Raw genomic sequence first — 15,437 nt, 5'->3', positions numbered from 1 at the left:
CGCACCAAGGAGGGATTATCGCACATATGACGAAGTTGTGCCAACCAAACAAAGACATCCACACGGAACGTCTTATACTGAAGAGGAAGCGAACGGAACGAGAGCGAACCGAAAGGCGGCGCTAAGACCCATGACATCTTGCTGCGGCACCCAACAAAAAGCACAGGAAATCAGACCGGAGCGCCCAAGCTGCGTCGATTGCAAGACGCTCGGCTGCGCTCACAACAACGGCCGCTACCCCTCCTTCTGCGAGACGCGCGGCATGACCGACGAGGAGGCAGCCCTGCTTCGCCACGACTACGAAGAGGACGCCGAGACCTACGAGTTCATGAAGGCAACGGCGGAGACCACCGCCCGCGGCTTCGCGGAACAGCTCTGCCGCGCCGAGGAGACAATGGATTACGCGAGGCGCATGGGATACAAGAAAATCGGAGTCGCGTTTTGCGCGGGCGTTGCCGATGAGGCGCGGATCTTCGCGAAGATCCTGCGTATACACAACTACAAAGTGGTGGGCTACACTTGCAAGGTCGGCGCGCTCTCGAACGCGCAGATGGGACTTAAAGAGAGCTGCTGCAACTTCGGGCTGGTCGCCTGCAACCCACTCACGCAGGTAAGGCGCCTCAACGCCGAGAAGACCGACCTCAACGTGCTCATGGGACTGTGCGTGGGGCACGACTCGTATTTCTACAAGCTCTCGGATGCGCCCGTGACCACGCTCATGACCAAAGATAAGGCCATGGTAAACAATCCGGGGGCGGCACTTTGGGCCTCAACCACAAGTTCGCTTTGGAACCGCATGATGCGCCCCGACGAATCGTTCGCGGCGCGAGATGATGCGCAGGAGAAAATGAGCGGGCAGGAATAGACGCCCAAGCGCGCTTAGCGATCCGAGGATTCGCAAGGACCCTCTCCATCAGGGAACAGACGCGCCGCGATGCGCTCGGGAACATCCGAGCGATCGAGCTTCGGACAACCCTTGAACACGCCGTGCCCCACCTCGTCGATTTCCTCAGGAAAGACGACGTTGGAAATGTCGGGGCAACTTAAGAATGCCTCGTCGCCGAGCGCCCTCAAAAGGCTGGGGAACTCAACGCTTCGCAAGGCACGGCAGCCCGAAAAGGCGCGGCGCCCTATGGCCTCCACTGCATCGAGAGGGGGCACGACCTCGAGCGCACGGCAGTTCGAAAACGCCTGGTCGCCGATTTCAACAAGCCCCTCCCCTCCCGAAACGCGCCGCAGCGCAAAGCAGCCTTTAAAGGCTCCCGTCGGCACGTAGCGCAAATTCGACGGCAGGATTATCTCCTCGAGCTTCTGACAGTGCTCGAACGCTGACGCCCCGAGAGACGAAAGGCTCTCTGGCAGCGAAACACGCCGCAGGTTCAGGCATGCAGAAAACGCGTAGGCCCCGATTTCGCACACTCCCTCGGGCACGGCGACATCCTCAAGGTCGTCGCATCCGCGAAACGCCTCATCGCCGATACGGCGCACGCCAAGCGGGAAGGACACCTCGCGCGCGCCGTCGCTCTCATAGTGCTCTATCGCAATCCCAAAAGGCATCGGCTCTGCATTCCCTACGAGCGCTTGCCACAGCAACAGCCAGCGCCCGCCGAGGCGAGCGGATCGGGCATTACGTAATCTTCGGGGTTACCCACCTTCCACCAGTTCTTACCGTCGGCGCGAAAGCGCGGGTCGGGGTCAGCAAGCCCTGGCTCGAATCCCGCCTCGCGGATGCGCGCGACGGCGTCCTCCACGGTGAAGCCGCGCCATTCGTCCTCGTTGAACTCGGTATCGCGCGGGTTCGCGCCACGCTCAACGGTGCATCCGTTCGCACCCGAGTAAAGCGCCTCGGGGATGGCGGGGTGGCACCCCATGGAATGGATGCGCGACCCGACAGCAATACGCACGGTGGCCAGGATTTGCAGCATGCGGGGCTTCGAGACAGGTTCCACCCCTTCAAACGGCGTCCCAGGCACGTTCACGCGGAACATGACGCCCATGCCGAAAGGGTTAAGCGACATGTTGTAAAGCACTTTGTCGGCAATTTCCTCGCTGGTGTGCTCAATGCCGATGGGCTCTACGCACGTGCCCCAGCGAAGCGGCGACCCCGCGATCGCGCGGATAGTCTGCTCGCGCAGCTTGGGGTCGAAGGGGGTATCGATTCCCTCGCGCATGCGGCAGACGTGGTAGGCGCTCGTGGCACCCGCCTGGTAAGCTGCCTCGGCCATCGCCGGCGTGAGCTCGCCCACGTTCAGGTTGATAAGATAGTCGCCCGGCACCTGCTCGCGAATATCGGCAAGCCACTCGGTGAGCACCTTCAGATCGTAGAACTCGGTAGAGCGCAACGTGAGCGTCGTGATGCCTGCCTCGACATAGGCCCGCGCCATCTCAATGACTTCCTCTTTGGTGTAGGTAATCTCGTCGGTGACGAGGCCCCATTCAGTTCCGAACGAGCAGAACTTGCAGTTCATGTCGCAGCTGCACATGTCGACCCCAATGGCGCCCGCGATACCACATTTGTTCCCCGACGCGAAATGAGCGATGCGGGAAGCGCATTTGCGCAGGTAAGCGACTTCCTCGGACTCGGGATCGAGTTCGAGCATGGATACGATGACCTCCTTGGGCTGGGTTGCCCCGCGCAGCGACTCATCGGTCGCACGATCGATCATCGTCTTCACTTCTTGATTCATTTTCTCCCCCTTCTTTCCACCCCACGCCCTTATAGCGCCGAGCACTCTATCGAGATGTCCTCGAAAGTGGCCGCACTAGTGCCACTTGGTAAAGCGCTTCTGCAACCACGCGGAGCCGTAATTTAAAACGGTGACGGTGATACCGCAGGTAATAATACCAGCGTAGATATTCGCATAGTTTGCGAACACGTTCGCATTGGAAATCCAGTACCCAATGCCCGATTTGGCGCCGAAGCTCTCCGCGTACATAAGCATGAGGAAGCCAGTCGTAAGCGAGATGCGCAGGCCCTTCAAGATGTCCGGCAAAATGTATGGCATGATGATCTTCGTAATCATGGTCAGGTTGCTCACCTTGAGCACGCGTGTGTTGTCGATGATTGCAGGCGGCAGCGAGCCAACGCGCAAGATCATGCTCAAGAACTGCGGCCAGAACACGCCGAGCAGGATGACCATCACGGCAGCGAGGCGGTAGTTGGGCATGAGGATGACGAGAAACGGCGTGAACACGACCGAAGGGATCGGCGCAAACACGTTCGCAATCGGGTAGAACATCGCGCGCAAGCGAGGAATCCAGCCGCAGATCACGCCCAAGATGACGCCGAACAGCGTACCGAAGAAAAAACCCGATAGTAAAAGCTCGAGCGACGAGACGACGCTTAAGGCCAGCTCGCCACCGTGATCGGCAAACACGTTGAACACGTTTTCAGGCGACGGGAGCAGCACGTTGTGCGCGATGCCGAGCACGGGGCCGAAAATCTCCCACAAAAGCAGGAGCACCCATACACACAGCGTGATGTCGGTCGAGCCCTGCGGGAAGGGATCCTGCTTGCGCCCGTGCACAAGCGCCACCAGGTAGAGCACCTCGATAATGCCGATGGTGACGAAGAACGCTGTCGGGTCGGCCACGTTGCGGCGATGGTTCGGAACGAGGGCCACCACCAAGATAAGCGCCGCCATCAGCAGATGCGCGAAGACGATGCGCAGCTTCATGGCTTTTCTCATAGCGTAGCACCTCCGTCGAAGACCTGCTCGCGGTCGGCCTGATCGAGCTTCGTCTCTTCCGCCTTGTAGAACAAATCGAGCAAATGGGCATGCATCCGCTTGTACTCGGGCGTCTCGAAGTAGACCTCGGGAACGCGGGGACGAGGGGCCGAAACCTCGAACTCGTCGCGGAACTCGCCGGCGCTCATGAACACGATGCGGTCGGCCAGAAGCAACGCCTCCTCGATGTCGTGCGTGACGAAGACCGCGGTTTTCTTCCGCCCCGATACCCAAAGGTCCTCCATAAGCATCTGCAACTCGCGACGTGTCTTGATGTCGAGTGCACCGAAGGGCTCGTCGAAGAGCAGCACCTCTGTGTCCATCGCCAAAGCGCGGGCGATGGCGACGCGCTGGCGCATGCCGCCGGAGAGCTGGTAGGGATAAAGGTCGGCAGCTTTTCGCATGGACACCTTTGTGAGGTACTCGTCGGCGATGTCGGACATCTGGCCTTTCGACAGGCCGCGCGAAAGCTCAATGGACGCCTGCTTGATGCCGAACTCGACGTTCTTCTTTACCGTCATCCACGGGAAGAGCGAATAGTTCTGGAACACAACCGACCGGTCGAGACCGGGGCCTTCGATTGGGTTGCCGTTCGTCTCGATGGTTCCCGCGATCGGCTTTTGCAAACCAGCAAGAATCCGAAGCGTCGTCGATTTCCCGCACCCCGAATGCCCCACAAGGCAGAGGAACTCCCCGTCGGCGACTTCGAGGTCGAGGTGCTTGAGCACCAGCTTTTCCCCGGGAACCTCGTCGGGGGCGATACGGTGATGCTGCACCCCCTTGACGAGGTCCTCATCGTAGGTAAAGCATAGGTCCCGAAGGGACAAACTGCCCACGCGGACCCTCCTTTCCATGTCGTCTGCGCGCAAAACCACGAAAGTGCGCCAAAGCGGCGACCCCCTGCAAAGGAAGCCGCCGCCTGCAGTTTCATCAGCGTTCTAAACGATTACCACCTAGTCGTTATACTTGCTGAAGTCCTCGGCAAGCTTCTTAAAGGTGGCGTTATCGGGCTCGCGCTCGACGAGGGTATCGAGCGCCTTCTTATACACGGCAGAAGTTGCGTAATCCGCCATATCGTAGTCGCTCTTCTCGATTTCGCCGATGTTCTGCATAGCCTTGTAGAACTTCACGATCTCCTTGGTATGCGGATCTGGCGAGAGGTTCATGATGTTGCGGTAGTCGCTCGTGCCATACATCGCCGCCTCGACGTAGTCGGCACTCTGCGCGGAGTAGTCGACAAGGCGCTTGATGACGTCCTCCTTGTTGTTGAGGTAGTAGTCGTAACCGCGGATAAGCGCAATCTCGAAGTCGACGAGCGAGAGGAACTTGTTGTGATATGCGTCCTCGGAGCAGTTCTGGCGGCAGCAGGGGTAATCGCCCGTGATGTCGGCCGGAACAGCGGCAACCTTGATGTCGTCCATGCTGGTGGAATAGGTGTAACCCATGGCATTGTTCGTGATGAATAAATCGTTTTGGCCGGAGCGCAGGCCCTCGAGCGCCGTGGTCGCATTGTCAACGTACTCGAAGACGACGTCCTCGCCAAGCTTAAGGCCGCTTTCCTGCAGGAAGTTCTTCAGGTAGATCTGGCCGGACTCCTCGCGGCTGCAGGCGATGTTTAAGCCCTTGAAGTCCTCCGCCTTCTTGAGCTCTTTGGTGAAGTCCTTCGTAGAGATGATCTCGGAGCCGTTCAGGATGGTGCCGCCGAACACGAAGATCTCGATGCCCTGGGAAACATACGAACACGCCGGCACGATGCCGAACAGGTCGATGTCGAGCTTGTTCACCGACATCGAAGCCATGGCGTCAGCGAGGGCGACGGTCTGGAACTCGACGTCGCAACCCTCTTCTTCGAAATAGCCAAGCTGGTTGGCGAGAATCGCCGGGGCGATCTTGATGAGCTTGCCAGTGACAGCGCACACGAGATGCTTGCCCTTGCCCTCGCCCATGAAGGCTTCTTCCTTGGACTCCTCCTTCGCGGAATCATCTTTCTTCTCGGAGCTCGAGCAGCCGGACAGGGCGCCAGCGGCCATCGCGGCCACCGTGGTCGCGCCGGCGACCTTCACGAAATTGCGGCGAGTAAGATCCTGCATACTGCCATTTCCTTTCTTCGGTGCGCACAACATCGCGGCGGCGCCATGCACTATATGGGTCATTCCTTTATTTGTTGTGCTACAACTATTCGATACTATCTAATAATAGATGCATTTTAATGAACAGGCAATCGAAATATAGAGGAAATAGGGCATTTTGGAAAACCAGGCTGAGGACCAACGAGCCTCAAAGCGGTAGGTCTCACGGTAGGTTTGCGCATTAACTGAAATGAACAGGATCAAGCAATCGGCGTCCTCGAACGCCATGTTCCCTTTCCCGAATACCCGAGCGCTGCAAGTAAGCCGTTTGCTTGGCCGTTCGACGCCGTCGGCGCAAAAGCGGAATCTTCCCTGCTCCGATGGCGCGGCGTTCTGCTATTATGTGTCCGCTGTTTTTCAAGCAGCAAAGTGTGCGGGCGTGGCGGAATTGGCAGACGCGCCAGATTTAGGTTCTGGTGGGCAACCCCCGTGAAGGTTCAAGTCCTTTCGCCCGCACCAGCTGGGGGAAGGGTGCTTTTCCTGCACCCTTCCCCCAGCTTCTTTTTGCGCAGCTTTTATATTTGAAAGGACCGCCAGTGGATACCATCAAGAAGATTGGGCGAACCTGGAACTCGATCAGCCTCATCAAGCGCATCATCGTGGGCCTCGTCATCGGCACCATCCTCGCGCTCGTCATCCCCGGGAACGAGATCATCGAGATGCTCGGCACGCTTTTCGTGAACGCACTGAAAAGCGTCGCCCCCATCCTTGTGTTCTTCCTGGTAATCAGCGCCCTGTGCAACGCGAAGGGCGGCGGGCAGATGAAGCTCGTCATCATCTTGTACCTGGTGGGCACCTTCATCGCCGGCGCTGTCGCCGTCCTGGCAAGCACCCTGTTCCCCGTCGACCTCACGCTCTCCGCCGCTGCCGAGGCGCAATCCTCGCCCTCCGGCATCGGGGAAGTCCTCGCAACGCTTGTCACCAACGTGGTCGCCAACCCGGTCACGGCGCTTATGAGCGCGAACTACCTCGGCATTCTCGCATGGGCCGTCGTTTTGGGCATCGCCCTTAGGCGCGCAAGCGACCAGGTGAAAGACATGTTCACGAGCATCTCCGACGCTGTGTCGACCGTCGTCCGCTGGATTATCTCGCTCGCGCCCTTCGGTATCCTGGGCCTCATCTACACGGCAGTTTCCACCAACGGTCTGGAAATCTTCACCGAGTACGGCCAACTGCTTCTCGTGCTCGTGGGCTGCATGCTCTTCATCGCCTTCGTCACCAACCCGATCCTCTCCTTCGCGTGCTTCCGCAAGAACCCCTACGGGCTTGTTCTTCGCTGCCTGAAGGATTCCGGCCTCACCGCGTTTTTCACCCGCAGCTCCGCGGCGAACATCCCCGTGAACATGGAGCTGTGCCGCAAGCTGGGTCTTGACAAGGACAACTACTCGCTTTCCATCCCGCTCGGAGCGACCATCAACATGGGCGGCGCTGCGGTCACGATCTCGGTCATGGCCATGATGGCGGCGCACACGATGGGCATCCAGGTCGACATCCCCACCGCGATCATCCTGTCGGTCCTCTCCGCCGTGAGCGCATGCGGCGCATCGGGCGTCGCCGGCGGCTCCCTGCTCCTGATCCCGCTCGCCTGCTCGCTGTTCGGCATCGGCAACGACATCGCGATGCAGGTCGTCGGCATCGGCTTCGTGATCGGCGTCATCCAGGACTCCTGCGAGACCGCGCTCAATTCCTCTTCCGACGTGCTCTTCGCCGCATCCGCCGAGTACAGCCAGTGGAGAAAGGAAGGCCGCGACTTCAAACCTGGAAAGGACATCGAAGCCGCGTAGAGCTTTACCGAAAAGACAACCGAGCCTCACCAGAAAGCGCCCCGTCGAGGGCGCTTTCCTTTTTCCTGCACCTCTATGAGGATGCCGTCACGTTCTGCAACTTCAACAAGTACATGACCGGCTATGCCGACACCGACCTCTTCAGGCCGAGCAATGAGCTCACCCGCGCCGAGTTCGTCACCGTGCTCCATCGCATCGTCGACCCCGAAGCCGCTGGTGTTGACTTCACAACCGCGAAGAACGAAACCGGCTTCGCTGACGTTGAGGACGGAAAGTTCTACACCGCAGCTGCCAACTGAGCCGTTGCTAACAAGATCATCACCGGCGTCGACGTTGACGGCACCCGCTACGTCCAGGCTGGCACCATTCTCAGCCGCGCTATGGCCGCACAGGTCATCGCGAACTCTTGTTACAACGATCTGCTCTAAGTAGTCCCAGAGCAATCTTGTTTGCATGAAAAACGCTCGGTCCGCAAGGGCCGAGCGTTTTTTGATTCACGAGTATTAAACGTGTTGCCAGGGTTGCCACGCATCGGATGCTGAAACGGGAAGGACCGCTACGCCCCACGCTCGTCGAAGTCGCCTATAAGGGCGCGCGCGAAGTCGTGCGCATCGAAGTCCTTCAAGTCGTCCATACCCTCGCCCACGCCAATCTTCAGCACAGGAAGCTCAAGCTCGTGGCTCACGGCAAGCGCGATGCCGCCCTTCGCCGTGCCGTCGAGCTTGGTGACGACGATGCCGTCAAGAGAAAGCGCATTGTTGAACTCGCGCGCCTGCTGCAAGCCGTTTTGGCCGGTCGTCGCATCGATGACGAGCACGGTGTAGACCGGCAGCTGAGAGCGCTTGCGCACGACGTTCACGACCTTCTCGAGCTCGCGCATAAGGTCGGCAGAGGTGTGCAGGCGACCTGCAGTGTCAATGAGCACCAGATCCGCACCCGTTTCCTCCGCGCGCTCGATCGTGGCATAACACACGCTCGCGGGGTCGCTTCCCCGCTCACGCTCGACCACTTCGACATCGGCACGGCGAGCCCAGACCTCGAGCTGCTCGATCGCGGCGGCTCGGAAGGTATCGGCGCTGCCCAAGATAACGTTGCGGCCCGCATCGGAGGCCTCCTTGGCAAGCTTTCCGACGGTCGTCGTCTTGCCCGTGCCGTTGATGCCCACGAAGAGCACGAGCGCGGGGTCGCCGCCGAAGACCCCTTCCCCGCCCTCGGTGAACGTGCTCGCAATCTGCTCGTTCAACATATCGAGCACGGCATAGGCGTCGGGAAGCGCCTTGCGCGTCGCCTGGTCGCGCAGGTTCTCCACGATGGAACTCGCTGCCGGAGCGCCGACATCGCTTAAGATGAGCGTCTCCTCGAGCCCGTCCCAAAACTCATCGTCCAAATCCGGCCCGCGATCGAGCAAGACGTTCATCTGCTCCTTGAATTTATCGCGTGAGCGCGCAAGGCCCTCGCTGATGCGATCGAAAAAGCCCATGTACTATCCTTTCAGGAAAACGAAGAGGCAGGAATACGCCTCGGAATCTTCTGCATCACAGCATAGCAAAGAAACGCCCCCGACATCCGAAAATGCCGAGGGCGTTGACAACACGTAGGCGGAAGCGGTGAATTAGCGCGCCGCGCGAGTCATCTCCTCCGTTGGAGGAAGCTCGGGGTCGTACAGGTGGCAGGCGCACCGATGGTTTTCCTTCACCTCGCGCAGCTCGGGAACCGAGTTCCCGCATACGCCGAGGCGCTTGAAGCAGCGGCCCGCGAAACGGCATCCCGGGGGCGGGTCGATTGGGGAGGGAACATCACCTTGCAAGATGATGCGCTCGCGCTTCGATTTCGAATCGACCGCAGGGATAGCGGAAAGCAGCGCCTGCGTGTAGGGGGACAACGGGTCGGCATAAAGCGAGCGCTTCGGGGCAATCTCCATGATCCTGCCCAAATACATAACACCCACGCGATCGGAAACATGCTTCACGACGTTTAAGCCATGCGCGATGAACAGGTAGGTTAAGCCGAACTCCTCTTTAAGATCGTCGAGCAAGTTGAGAACCTGAGCCTGAATGGAGACGTCGAGCGCGGAGACTGGCTCATCGCAAACGATGAGCTTGGGGTTCACGGCGAGCGCGCGGGCAATACCAACGCGTTGGCGCTGGCCGCCAGAGAACTCGTGCGGATAGCGGTTGCGCATATAATTTGCCAGGCCGACGCATTCCAAAAGCTCATTCACGCGAGCTTCGACCTTGTCCTTTGGAACGATGTTATTTGCAATCATCGGCTCGGCGATGATGTCACCGATGCGCATGCGCGGGTTCAAGGAAGCATAGGGGTCCTGGAAGATGAGCTGGATGTCCTTGCAGTAGCTCTTGCGCTCGGAGTCCTTCATCGCGGTGAGGTCTTTACCGTCAAAGATAATCTTGCCGCTCGTGGGGCGAAGCAGGTTCACGAGCATCTTGCCAACGGTGGTCTTGCCGCACCCAGACTCGCCCACAAGGCCGAACGCCTCTCCCCTCTTAATCTGAAAGCTTACGTCGTCCACCGCATGCACATAAGACGTCGCCTTGCCGAAGAAGTTCGTCTCAGCTGCGAAGAGCTTCGTCAGATGCTGCACATCGAGCAGCACGTCATCGTTGCGCAGCTCAGGGCTCGCAATATTTCCGTTATCGCTCATCAGCGCCTCCCTCCTCGGCCTCCCGCGCCACATCGCCCTCGATAAGCGCTTCGGCGGTCGAAACCTCACGCGCCGCCTCGATAGCCTCGCGAGCCTTTTCCTCGTTCGCCTTCACCTCGGCGGCATCTTTCGCATGGCCATCCTGTTCCTCGTAGAGGAAGCAGCGAACCTTATGGTCGCCCACCTGCACCAACTCTGGCATCCGCTCGCGGCAAACCTGCATGCAGCTATCACAGCGGTCGGAGAAGTGGCATCCCGGGGGCATCTCGAGCGGATTGGGGACCATGCCTTTAATCATGTAGAGACGTTTGCTGTCGTCATCTTCCAACCGAGGAATGGACTTCAAAAGGCCAAGCGTATAGGGATGCATCGGATTGTCGAACAGCAAGCGCACCTCGGCCTCTTCGACCACCTGGCCGCAGTACATGACCACAACGCGGTCGGCGATTTCGGAGACGACACCGAGATCGTGCGTGATCAGGAGAACGGCCATGTCGGTATCCTCGCGAAGGCGGCGAAGCAGGTCGAGGATCTGCGCCTGGATCGTCACGTCGAGCGCCGTTGTGGGCTCGTCGGCAATGAGAAGCTTGGGATTGCAGGCGAGCGCCATGGCAATCATGACGCGCTGGCGCATACCGCCCGACATCTGGTGCGGATAATCGCGCACACGCGCCTCAGGGCTGGGGATGCCGACCTTGCGGAGAAGGTCGATAGCGCGCGTGAGCGCTTCTTTCTTCGAAACCTTCTCGTGGGTGCGGATAGCCTCGACGATCTGATCGCCGATGCGGTACACGGGGTTGAGCGAGGTCATGGGCTCTTGGAAGATCATGGCCATATCGTTGCCGCGCATCTCGCGATATTCCTTCTCGGAGAGATGGACGAGGTCTTTCCCGTCGAAGGTCATCTCGCCGCCGGCAACATGACCGGGCTCCGCAAGCAAGCCCATGATGGACAGGCTTGTGACGGATTTGCCCGAACCGGACTCTCCCACGATAGCCAAAATCTCGCCTTCGCTGACTTCAAAGCTCACGTCGTCAACTGCGCGGACCACGCCGCGTTTCACCGGAAATTCGGTGCAGAGGCTCTTCACTTCAAGCAACATCGGACTACCTCTTCCTCGACTTCGGATCCAAACCGTCGCGAATACCGTCGCCGAGTAGGTTGAATGCAAGCACAGTAAGCGTGATGGCGAGACCAGGGAAAATCATAAGCCACGGAGCGCGGAAGAGCTCGTTGCGGCCGCGTCCGAGCATGTCGCCCCATTCGGCATCGGGCGGCTGCACGCCCAGACCGAGGAAGCCGAGCGCCGCACAGTCGAGGATAGCCGAGGAAATGCCGAGCGTTGCACGCACGATAATCGATGGCAGCGCGTTCGGAAGCACATGGCGGAACACGATTGCGAAGTTCGAGTCGCCGATCACGCGGGCAGCTGCCACGTAATCGTTCTCCTTGATTGCGAGAATCTCGGAGCGAACGATGCGAGCATATTCGGGAATAGCGACCAGGCCGATAGCCACAACCGCCTTCTCGATGCCCTGGCCAAGCGCAGCCATGATAGCGATGGCGAGAAGAATCGACGGAATAGCGAGCATCATGTCCATGATGCGCATGATGACGGTATCCCACTTGCCGCCCTTGTAGCCCGCAATCGCGCCAAGCAGAACGCCAACGGTAAGCGATATAGCCACAGCGGCAAGGCCCACGACGAGCGTGATCTGCGTGCCCACAAGCACACGCGAGAAGATATCGCGGCCCTGGATGTCGGTTCCGAACCAATGCGCAGCCGAGGGGCCTTGCACGGATTCAGCAAGGTTCTGCTCATAGGGATCGTAGGGCAGGATGCCCGGAACGAGCTTGGTCACAATCGCAATCAGCGCAAGGAGCAAGATGAAGATGGCCGACACAAGGGCCGCCTTGTTCGAGACGATGCCGTCAAGCACGTCTTTCCAGATGCTCTCGCGCTTTTCGACAGGCTGCTGGGCTTGGCTGTTCGTCACTTCGCCTGCAGCGCCCTGTGTTGCCAGAACGGTTTTTTTGCTCATGCCGATCACCCCTCTTCCTTCGCGCCGTATTTAATACGCGGATCGAGCCATGCGTAGATGATGTCAACAAGCAGATTCATGAAGACGAAGATAACGGCGACCAGGAGCACCACGCCTTGTACCACCGGGAAGTCGCTCTTCAATACGCAGTCAACGGCGAACTTGCCGATGCCCGGCCATGCGAACACGGTTTCGGTAAGCAAGGCGCCGCCGAGCAAGCTTCCTAACTGCAAGCCGATAACGGTCGACACGGGAAGCATCGCATTGCGCAGCGCATGCTTGACGTTCACCGAGCGCTTCGCCAACCCCTTCGCGCGCGCCGTGCGGATATAATCAGCGTTGAGCGTTTCGAGCATCGAAGAGCGCGTCATGCGCGTGATGATGGCCATGGAGTAAAGCGATAGCGTAACCGTCGGTAGGACAAGGTGGACAAGCACATCGCCAAGCGCTTCGAAATCGCCTTTCGCGATGGTATCGAAGATGAAGAAGCCCGTACCGCCGGTCGGCTGCAAAAGCGGCGTCACGCGACCGGAGGACGGCAGGATATGCAGCGTCGCCGAGAACAGCAAGATGAGCAGAATGCCCGACCAGAAAACAGGCATCGACACGCCGATGAGCGCAAGCACCATCGAAGCGTTGTCGGCAAGCTTGTTCTTCTTCACCGCAGCGAGCACACCAAGCGCAATACCGCAGATGGAAGCCACGATAATGGCGCACAACGCAAGTTCGGCGGTTGCTGGGAAACGCGCTGCAAGCTCAGACGCGACGGGCGTGTGCGTGTAGTACGACGTTCCCAAATCACCTTGGATCGCCGATACCAGGAAGTTGACGTACTGCATCCAGATAGGATCATCGAGGCCGTAGTCGGCCCGCCATGCGGCCATCGCCTCCGCCGTCGCATGCTCTCCCAAGACCACAGGAGCCGGGTCGGAGGCGAGAACGCGCGTGATGAAGAAGATGATGATCGTCACACCCAGCAGCACGGGAATCACCATAAGGATTCTTTTGAGGATGTATTTAAGCACCGTTGTCCTTTCGAAGATGCGGCCCAAATCGTCTCGTCTGGAAGGGCCGCGATACGCAGGTCACGCGATCCTGCCCTGAACCGAATCGGCAAGATTCAGCTCAAGGCAAGCCGCCGCTGCGCTGAAAAGGTGCGCGGGGCAGCAAAGAGACCGCCCCGCGCACCGTGAAGGCAAAATGCCGGGAAAGCGCTACGCTTCCTTGGAAACGCCCTTGAAGAACGCGACTCCCGTCGGGTGATAATAGAAACCCTTCACCTTCGGGCTATAGCCGAGCAGATTCTTGGAGTGGGAGATGAGCAACCACGGCTGCTCCTCAGCCATCATTTCCTCGCATTGCTTGTAGATGGCATCGCGCTCGTCGCCGTCGGGCGTTGCAATACCCTTTGCGATGAGAGCCTTGTATTCCTCGTTATCCCAGTGGGCAACGTTCATGGACCTGTTGGAGTCCGCAGGCAGGTTCATGAAGTTGTCCGGGTCGCCGTTGTCGCCGGTCCAGCCGTAGAAGCAGATGTCATAGGGATCGGTCTGCACCTTGGACTTGTAAGTCGTCCAATCGTACTGGGTGATCTCCACATCGACGCCGACCTTGGACAGATAGCCCTGAACCATGTTAGCGAGCTCAACGCCGCCCTTTGCGTTGTACGGACGAGCGGTGGAGTAGGTGATGCAAGCGAGCTTGGTGACTCCCTTAGCAGCGAGGGTTGCCTTCGCGGCATCGGGGTCGTATGCGGTCTGTTTGACGTCCTTGTCGTAAGGCGCCATCCAAAGCGGCATGACGGAATTCGCGACAGAAGCGTACTCGCCGTAGATTGCAGAAACCATTTCCTCGACGTTGATTGCCTGGGCGATGGCCTTGCGGACTTCCTTGTCGGCGCAGATGCCGCCCTCGTCCGTGTTGAACGCCATGTAATTGATGGTCATGCCATCCTCGGAGAACAGCTCGTAGCCACCGTCGGTGATCTGGTTTGCCGAAGACGGGTCGACCGACGAGATGATGTCGCACTCGCCGTTCAGCAGCGAAGTGATGCGGGTGTTGCCCTCGGCGATGATCTTGAAGATGATGTTCTTCGTCTTGGGAGCATTATCCTTGTCCCAGTAATCCTCATTGGCCTCGAGGGTTACGGAAGCGGACTTCGTCCAGTCAACGAACTTATAGGGGCCGGTACCACAGGGCGTGGTGATAGCGGAGCCAGCGGAGGCTGCTTCAATGGCCTTCGGGGAAACGATCGGAGACGCGAGGGCCATGGCCAGGTTCTTCAAAAATGAGGTGTTCGCCGCGCGCATCGTGATCTTCACGGTGGTGGCGTCGACCGCCTCGACGGTCTTCACGCCGGAATTCGCAGCTTCCTCGCCAAACACGAAGGAGGCATAAGGCTGGTCGGAGTTGCGGTTCGGCTCGAGCAAACGCTCAATCGAGGTCTTCACGGCGTCGGCGTTGAAGTCGGTGCCGTCGTGAAATTTCACGCCTTCGCGCAGCTTGATGGTGTAGGTGAGACCATCGTCGGAAATCTCGGGCAACTCGGTGGCGAGAAGGGGCTTGACTTCCGCGTTCTTCTCAGCGAAACCATAGAGGCCCTCGTAAATGTTGCAGCTCACAACCGCGGACTCGCCGTCGTCGAAATACGCCGGATCGAGGGCGCGGGGATCGGCAGTCAAGCTGTAGGTGATGCTGTCGGCGGCCTTGTCGCCGGAAGCGGCCTTGCCGTCACCCTTCTTCTCGGACCCCCCGCCGGAGCAACCAACCATGCCCATCATGGCGGTTCCCGCAACTGCGGTTCCGAGCAGCCCCATGAACTGGCGCCTGCTGAACTTGAGCTTGTTCTCTTCCATCTGAATACTCCCTTCCCATTTCAGCCAGCCATTCGGCAAGCCGCCTGCGCAGGCTCCCATACCCACGCGTCCGAACGAACACCTAGCAATCACTAGGCAATTCGTATTCATATACTTTAGCGCAGAAACGTGGATTGTGAATCATAAATGGAGAAATTCTGCCAGTAAAGTAGTCGGATTTCTTCATAAACGGTAGGGAAAAGAGAGCATTTTCCCCAACTGTGGCAAATCAGCAAG

General features: G+C 59.0%; 14 protein-coding genes and 1 tRNA gene. 4 read left to right on the top strand and 11 right to left on the bottom strand.

From position 1 onward, the window contains the following. Window positions 1-130: 130 nt before the first annotated feature. Window positions 131-865 (top strand): DUF1847 domain-containing protein, encoded by a 735-nt coding sequence (locus F8C90_RS04340; protein WP_158049228.1) that lies wholly within the window; start codon window positions 131-133, stop codon window positions 863-865. Between the two features lie 14 nt (window positions 866-879). Here the strand turns inward: F8C90_RS04340 and F8C90_RS04335 are convergent, their stop codons facing one another. The 5 genes from F8C90_RS04335 to F8C90_RS04315 form a co-directional block, all read right to left on the bottom strand. Next, window positions 880-1,557 carry a leucine-rich repeat domain-containing protein gene (locus tag F8C90_RS04335; RefSeq protein ID WP_158049227.1) on the bottom strand — a complete coding sequence of 226 codons (678 nt, stop codon included), beginning with the start codon at window positions 1,555-1,557 and terminating at the stop codon, window positions 880-882. Window positions 1,558-1,571: 14 nt separating this feature from the next. After that, window positions 1,572-2,687, bottom strand: a complete 1,116-nt coding sequence (locus F8C90_RS04330) for a biotin synthase BioB (protein ID WP_158049226.1) — start codon at window positions 2,685-2,687, stop codon at window positions 1,572-1,574. 75 nt (window positions 2,688-2,762) lie between these two features. After that, complete coding sequence (locus F8C90_RS04325; protein WP_158049225.1) at window positions 2,763-3,689, bottom strand: ABC transporter permease; 927 nt, start codon at window positions 3,687-3,689, stop codon at window positions 2,763-2,765. Beyond that, window positions 3,686-4,564, bottom strand: coding sequence for an ABC transporter ATP-binding protein (locus F8C90_RS04320; RefSeq protein ID WP_170264542.1), 879 nt, complete (start codon window positions 4,562-4,564; stop codon window positions 3,686-3,688). The genes F8C90_RS04325 and F8C90_RS04320 overlap by 4 nt, the downstream gene beginning before the upstream one ends. Before the next feature lie 117 nt (window positions 4,565-4,681). After that, window positions 4,682-5,818, bottom strand: a complete 1,137-nt coding sequence (locus tag F8C90_RS04315; RefSeq protein WP_170264541.1) for a substrate-binding domain-containing protein — start codon at window positions 5,816-5,818, stop codon at window positions 4,682-4,684. A 412-nt stretch (window positions 5,819-6,230) separates the two neighbouring features. Here F8C90_RS04315 and F8C90_RS04310 point away from each other — a divergent pair. The 3 genes from F8C90_RS04310 to F8C90_RS04300 all read left to right on the top strand — a co-directional run bounded on the left by F8C90_RS04310 (window position 6,231) and on the right by F8C90_RS04300 (window position 7,940). Then, window positions 6,231-6,316: transfer RNA gene (locus tag F8C90_RS04310), tRNA-Leu, on the top strand. Between the two features lie 86 nt (window positions 6,317-6,402). Next, window positions 6,403-7,641, top strand: coding sequence for a serine/threonine transporter SstT (gene sstT, locus F8C90_RS04305; RefSeq protein WP_158049282.1), 1,239 nt, complete (start codon window positions 6,403-6,405; stop codon window positions 7,639-7,641). Window positions 7,642-7,754: 113 nt separating this feature from the next. Next, window positions 7,755-7,940, top strand: coding sequence for a hypothetical protein (locus F8C90_RS04300; protein ID WP_158049222.1), 186 nt, complete (start codon window positions 7,755-7,757; stop codon window positions 7,938-7,940). A gap of 257 nt (window positions 7,941-8,197) precedes the next feature. Here the strand turns inward: F8C90_RS04300 and ftsY are convergent, their stop codons facing one another. The 6 genes from ftsY to F8C90_RS04270 all read right to left on the bottom strand — a co-directional run bounded on the left by ftsY (window position 8,198) and on the right by F8C90_RS04270 (window position 15,200). After that, a complete protein-coding gene (gene ftsY, locus F8C90_RS04295; protein ID WP_158049221.1) occupies window positions 8,198-9,121 on the bottom strand; it encodes a signal recognition particle-docking protein FtsY in 924 nt (307 codons plus the stop codon). Between the two features lie 132 nt (window positions 9,122-9,253). Beyond that, window positions 9,254-10,303 (bottom strand): ABC transporter ATP-binding protein, encoded by a 1,050-nt coding sequence (locus F8C90_RS04290; protein ID WP_158049220.1) that lies wholly within the window; start codon window positions 10,301-10,303, stop codon window positions 9,254-9,256. Then, the gene (locus tag F8C90_RS04285; RefSeq protein WP_158049219.1) at window positions 10,293-11,405 is read right to left on the bottom strand and encodes an ABC transporter ATP-binding protein; all 1,113 of its coding nucleotides are present in this window, start codon (window positions 11,403-11,405) and stop codon (window positions 10,293-10,295) included. The genes F8C90_RS04290 and F8C90_RS04285 overlap by 11 nt, the downstream gene beginning before the upstream one ends. A 4-nt stretch (window positions 11,406-11,409) precedes the next feature. Then, a complete protein-coding gene (gene nikC / locus F8C90_RS04280) occupies window positions 11,410-12,345 on the bottom strand; it encodes a nickel transporter permease (RefSeq protein WP_170264540.1) in 936 nt (311 codons plus the stop codon). 5 nt (window positions 12,346-12,350) lie between these two features. Beyond that, complete coding sequence (locus F8C90_RS04275; RefSeq protein WP_158049217.1) at window positions 12,351-13,370, bottom strand: ABC transporter permease; 1,020 nt, start codon at window positions 13,368-13,370, stop codon at window positions 12,351-12,353. A 189-nt stretch (window positions 13,371-13,559) separates the two neighbouring features. Continuing rightward, entirely contained in the window at window positions 13,560-15,200 is a 1,641-nt protein-coding gene (locus F8C90_RS04270) for an ABC transporter substrate-binding protein (protein ID WP_158049216.1), read from the bottom strand. Window positions 15,201-15,437 lie beyond the last annotated feature (237 nt).

The sequence above is a fragment of the Ellagibacter isourolithinifaciens genome (assembly GCF_008831035.1).
In the GTDB taxonomy this organism is placed as follows: domain Bacteria; phylum Actinomycetota; class Coriobacteriia; order Coriobacteriales; family Eggerthellaceae; genus Ellagibacter; species Ellagibacter isourolithinifaciens.
This window is presented reverse-complemented; position numbering and strand designations above follow the sequence as displayed.

Excerpts from the sequence above, each read along its gene's own strand:
- F8C90_RS04335 (WP_158049227.1), bottom strand. The coding sequence starts at position 1,557 with ATGCCTTTTGGGATTGCGATAGAGCACTATGAGAGCGACGGCGCGCGC.
- nikC (WP_170264540.1), bottom strand. The coding sequence starts at position 12,345 with ATGAGCAAAAAAACCGTTCTGGCAACACAGGGCGCTGCAGGCGAAGTG.
- F8C90_RS04340 (WP_158049228.1), top strand. The coding sequence starts at position 131 with ATGACATCTTGCTGCGGCACCCAACAAAAAGCACAGGAAATCAGACCG.
- F8C90_RS04315 (WP_170264541.1), bottom strand. The coding sequence starts at position 5,818 with ATGCAGGATCTTACTCGCCGCAATTTCGTGAAGGTCGCCGGCGCGACC.
- F8C90_RS04300 (WP_158049222.1), top strand. The coding sequence starts at position 7,755 with ATGACCGGCTATGCCGACACCGACCTCTTCAGGCCGAGCAATGAGCTC.
- F8C90_RS04325 (WP_158049225.1), bottom strand. The coding sequence starts at position 3,689 with ATGAGAAAAGCCATGAAGCTGCGCATCGTCTTCGCGCATCTGCTGATG.
- F8C90_RS04270 (WP_158049216.1), bottom strand. The coding sequence starts at position 15,200 with ATGGAAGAGAACAAGCTCAAGTTCAGCAGGCGCCAGTTCATGGGGCTG.
- ftsY (WP_158049221.1), bottom strand. The coding sequence starts at position 9,121 with ATGGGCTTTTTCGATCGCATCAGCGAGGGCCTTGCGCGCTCACGCGAT.
- F8C90_RS04330 (WP_158049226.1), bottom strand. The coding sequence starts at position 2,687 with ATGAATCAAGAAGTGAAGACGATGATCGATCGTGCGACCGATGAGTCG.
- F8C90_RS04290 (WP_158049220.1), bottom strand. The coding sequence starts at position 10,303 with ATGAGCGATAACGGAAATATTGCGAGCCCTGAGCTGCGCAACGATGAC.
- F8C90_RS04285 (WP_158049219.1), bottom strand. The coding sequence starts at position 11,405 with ATGTTGCTTGAAGTGAAGAGCCTCTGCACCGAATTTCCGGTGAAACGC.